General features: G+C 39.1%; 3 protein-coding genes. 1 reads left to right on the top strand and 2 read right to left on the bottom strand.

What is annotated here, in order from left to right; all coding sequences use genetic code 11:
- Positions 1–290 (top strand): hypothetical protein (locus PH235_RS14500; protein WP_272162958.1); only part of this gene is annotated, 290 nt, incomplete at its 5' end.
- A gap of 74 nt (positions 291–364) precedes the next feature.
- On the opposite strand, the gene istB is transcribed toward PH235_RS14500, so the two are convergent.
- Positions 365–1,129: an IS21-like element helper ATPase IstB gene (gene istB / locus PH235_RS14495; protein WP_000980839.1), complete on the bottom strand. Its 765-nt coding sequence runs from the start codon at positions 1,127–1,129 to the stop codon at positions 365–367.
- Complete coding sequence (gene istA, locus PH235_RS14490) at positions 1,126–2,388, bottom strand: IS21 family transposase (RefSeq protein ID WP_251385950.1); 1,263 nt, start codon at positions 2,386–2,388, stop codon at positions 1,126–1,128. The genes istB and istA overlap by 4 nt, the downstream gene beginning before the upstream one ends.
- Positions 2,389–2,665 lie beyond the last annotated feature (277 nt).

Here is a 2,665-nt window from a genome sequence, read left to right as displayed (position 1 = left end):
AGTTAACATATTTAGCTGCTCAAACATTAACTGATACAATAGGAGACTATAAATTTATTAAAAGAGAAGCTAGTGATAGTCCAAATGATTATATATTAGAATTTCAAAATAAAAAAGGGGAAAGAGCTATAGTTTATTGGACTACTAAGGAACAACATAAAGTTTCGATAGAAATTCAAGGTAATAAAGGGCATCTTATTTCTATGTTAGGAGCAACTCAAGAAGTTTCTTGGTCAAATGATATTACACTAAACGTATCAACAAGCCCTAATTATTTATTAATAAAATAAAGGTTAGAAACAATTGTCAACAACGATTCAAATTTCCCCAATTTCAACGAAATGAAATTCCCCATTATGAACGGCTAAATCGTTGTTTGTGCAGGATAAATTCCTGCTTTTTTCTTTTCTCGCAAACGGTAGGAGTCACCCTTGATGTTAAATGTAATCGCATGATGTAAGAGGCGATCCAAGATAGCCGTTGCCAATACATCGTCACCAAAAACTTTTCCCCATTCAAGGTACGATTTATTAGATGTTAAAATCATTGCTCCTTGTTCGTATCGCTTTGAAACAACCTGGAAGAAAACATTGGCGGTTAGTTCATCAAAAGGAAAATAACCTACTTCATCTACAATTAACACGTCTGGACGACTCCAACGATTTACGAGTCGCTGGAGTGTCCCTTTATCATTGGCCTTGCGGCACTGAGCCACTAAGTCGTCGGCCGACAAAAATAGGGCTGTATATCCTTGGGTAATCGCTTCAATCGCAAAGGAGACGGCTAAATGAGTTTTTCCTACACCCGGAGGACCCAGTAATATGCGATTTTCCCCATTGGCAATAAAGCGACATGTTAAGGTTTCCTTGACCCTTTTCTCGCTCAGACTTGGTTGAAATGTAAAGTCAAAATCATGAATCGTTTTGGTGTAAGGCAGCTTTGCCCGTTTCATTCGCTTTTCTAGTTGATCAGAATCTTGTTGCTCCGTTTCATGCAAAACGATAGTGTGAAGAAACTCAGAATATGATACATTATCCTTAGAAGCGTCTTCTAGTAAACTATCAAGTTGGTTGGCTGTATGATGCCAGCCGAGCTTCTTTAAACGCTCCAATAAGAGTTCGTTCATCATACAGACTCACCTTCTTCCAGTGCTGCGTAAGCAGCGAGAGGGCGTTTTTCCACATTTGGAGATGGGGTATGAGAGTGAAGACCGTCGGTCGCCAAATCTTCAACGTTCTTCGCTTTCTGCCCTTTTTCTTTTGTATGTAGCCCATCATAGTGTTCCATTCGGATATGAGTAGTTGCTTTTCCTGTAAGAACCGGATGCTTTGCGATACATTCACGTTCATCGTAAATCTCTAAATGATGATCGAGTGTTTCTTTAATCTTAACCATTTGTCCAGCGTAACGGTAAGGAACTGAATACCTTTTTCCGCGGTACGACACCACACAGTCCCGACTGACTTCTCTGGTTTCCCAATGTGAAGTGGGAAACAGAGGCTTCACTCCCCATATCTGCAGGAACTTCTGTTCCTGCTCAAATCGTTGAAATGGTGACTCATTAGTAGTCTGATTGGTTTTCTTGTTAGCTATCTGATCCAACCATGTACGTACGGCTTCATTTAATGCATGTAAAGTTGGTTCGTGTTTTCGCTGAAAGAAGTTATCTTTCAAATACTTAATGGTTCTTTCTACTTTCCCCTTTGTTTGCGGACGTTTAGGACGACAGGCTTTTGGCACAATCCCATAGTAGGCTAAGAAATCCTCAAACTTGCGATTGAAACGAATCTCTACAGGACTATGCTTGATTACAACGGTTTTCATATTATCATAGAGAATTTGTTCTGGTACCCCATTAAAGTAAGAAAAAGCATTCATATGACACTTCATGAGGGTTTCGAGATTCATGTTGGTTGTAAACTCTACGTACTTCATTCGGGAATAACCTAATATCATCACAAATGCATAAATGTCTTGCAGATTGCCATTCACTAAGTATTTTCCCACGTACGCCCAATCCACTTGGGCTTGTTTCCCTGGTGGTGTTTCAAACCGTAAGGTTGCCTGTTTCTTTGGCTGTTGACGAAGAGGACGAACAAAGTCTCTTAAAATTGTCATCTTCCCCTCGTAACCCATCGTTTGAATTTCCTCTAACAGTACGACACAGTTGGTTGTTCCTTCTTTGACTCGTTGAAGGATGTAGGACTTATAGGGTTCGAGCTTACTCTCTTTCTGCTGCTCGCTTGCCTTACGTTCCGGCAACTGATTGCTTTTTAGATATTTGCTGATCGTTTTACGATCGAAGCCTGTTGCTTCTGCAATGGCTGTTTTCGTCCACCCTTTCTGAAATAACTCTCTAATCATAAAAAACTCCCCAATCTTCAGCACCGTTTCTTCACTCCATCTTTGATGTTTGTTTCGAAACGATTATCTGTTATTTTTGGGGAATTTAAAACCGTTGTTATTGGGTATTTTACAATCGTTGATTACAGCTTTCTCCGGATGATAAAAATTATTCAGACTATCATACATTTGAATATGAAACAACTGGGAAAATAAACGTTGAAGTTGGTTATAAAGTTTATTGGTATATATGGGGTAGATACGAAAAATTAATAAAACAAACTAAGACTACAACACCTGAAGATTTACTGAGAAGAGTATT

The sequence above is a fragment of the Trichococcus sp. K1Tr genome (assembly GCF_028309625.1).
Classification (GTDB): domain Bacteria; phylum Bacillota; class Bacilli; order Lactobacillales; family Aerococcaceae; genus Trichococcus.
Note: the sequence above shows the minus strand (reverse complement) of the source record. Positions and strands in the feature narration are given on the sequence as shown.

Bases quoted from the DNA above. Each gene is read 5' to 3' on its own strand.
- istB (WP_000980839.1), bottom strand. From the start codon at position 1,129: ATGATGAACGAACTCTTATTGGAGCGTTTAAAGAAGCTCGGCTGGCAT.